This is a genomic window from Agrobacterium sp. 10T429 (genome assembly GCF_056393925.1).
In genome coordinates this window covers 1-402 of record NZ_JBFTGV010000074.1, presented here as the reverse complement: position 1 = coordinate 402, position 402 = coordinate 1, and the positions used below count along the sequence as shown (strand labels likewise).

The following is a 402-nucleotide window of genomic DNA, read 5'->3' as shown; positions in this document are numbered from 1 at the left end:
GGTCAATGCCGATTGCAGCTTTTCGGCGGACATGTTGAAGTCGTTACGAACGCCGTCGAGTGTCGCCGTGAACGGCTGGCCGATGCGGTAGGACACATCGCCATCCGAAAGCTTCGAAAGACCGGTTGCAAGATTGTCGACGGCAAATTTGACGTCGGCAGCTTCCTTGGCCTTCTGCTGCTCGCGCGCGATGCGTTCCTTTTCCGAAAGGCTGCGATTGGCTTCGGTTTCCTGTTCGAGACGAATGCGCTCGATCGCACTTTCGCGGAACACCTGAACGGCAACCGCCATCTGGCCGACTTCGTCCTTGCGGTCCATGCCATCGATCTCGGCTGCCGTATCGCCGCCTGCCAGCGACACCATACGCTCCCGCAGGCGGGCAATCGGCGTTGTGATGCCACG

At 60.0% G+C, this 402-nt stretch carries 1 protein-coding gene; it reads right to left on the bottom strand.

The features are described 5' to 3' along the window. The coding region (locus AC1DCP_RS26590; protein WP_476774897.1) for a HAMP domain-containing protein at positions 1 to 402 on the bottom strand (402 nt) is incomplete at both ends.